This is a genomic window from Mesorhizobium sp. M2C.T.Ca.TU.002.02.1.1 (assembly GCF_003997225.1).
Window position 1 is genome coordinate 1 of sequence record NZ_RZTO01001221.1, and the last position, 1245, is coordinate 1245.

At 64.6% G+C, this 1245-nt stretch carries 1 protein-coding gene; it reads left to right on the forward strand.

Annotated features, from left to right (window positions below):
• The coding region (locus tag EOD07_RS34915) for a CHASE domain-containing protein (RefSeq protein WP_127238393.1) at positions 1-1243 on the forward strand (1243 nt) is incomplete at its 5' end.
• Positions 1244-1245: the final 2 nt, after the last annotated feature.

Below are 1245 nucleotides of genomic sequence, written 5' to 3' on the forward strand. Positions count from 1 at the left end.
AACGACCGGCCAATGGCGCACGCCGGTCGTGCTGTTCGAGCCGCTTGACACGTCCAACCAATCGATCATCGGCTTCGACATGTTCACCGAGCCGGTACGGCGCGCGGCGATCGAAAAGGCGATGGCCGACGACCAGCAGCATGCGAGCGGCGTCGTCCAGCTCGGCGAGGGCGCCGGCGTGGCGCAGACCTTCACCGGGTTCCTGGTTTTTGTGCGGCTGAACGTCGAAACCGCGCCCGAAGTGATCAATGCAAGTCGTTCCTCCACCGCCGGTTTTCTCTACGCGGCCTTCCGCGCGCAGGACCTGTTCCAGGTCGCGCTCAGCCATTCACCGCTGCTGCCGGTCAACGTCGAGGTCTATGACGGCAAGCCCGAAGCCGGCAATCTCTTGTTCCGTTCGGAAGCGCCGCCGGCGGAACGCATCGGGGCCAAGCTTCTGGCGCGTCGCGATATCGTCGTCGCGGGCCGGCCCTGGACCGTGCTGTTCAGGCCGACAAGCGCCTTCGAACCGCCGTCCTCGCGCGCCATTCCGGTGATGCTCGGCCTGTTCGGCCTTTTGCTTGCCGGCGCCATCGCGCTGGTGGCGCGCTACCAGGAGCGCACCTATGAGGCGAAATCGGCGCTGCACGAGGCGACCGAAAAGAGCCTGCTGGAAAAGGACCTGATCCTGCAGGAGATGAAGCACCGCATCAAGAATTCGATCACCCGCGTGCTGGCGATCGCGCGGCAGACGGCCTCGCAAGCCACCGACGTCAAGGAGTTTTCGGCTTCGTTCTCGGCGCGCCTGCAGGCCATGGCCGCCTCGCAGGACATGCTGACGCGCTCGCGCTGGCAGAAAGCCGATCTTGGCGACCTGCTGCGCATCGAACTCGGGCAGGTGTTCGGCAAGGATCTTCCCGAAGGGGTCTTGTCGGGGCCGGAGGTGCTGCTCGACGAGACGACGACGCAAGCGCTCGGGCTGACCTTCCATGAACTCGCCACCAACGCGCTGAAATATGGCGAAGCCGGCAATTCGGTGGGCGCCCTTAAGGTCGACTGGAGCATTGAGTGGCGCGGTCGCGAGCGGACGCTGCTCCTGAACTGGCGCGAAACGGGCCAGAAGAACCTGGAAGCGCCGGCGAAGACCGGCTTCGGCACCAAGCTGATAGACGTCAATGTCACGCGCGAATTGCACGGCACGATCGCGCGTGACTATCGTGACGATGGACTGAAGGTGGAGATCAGGATTCCGCTGACCGCTTGAGC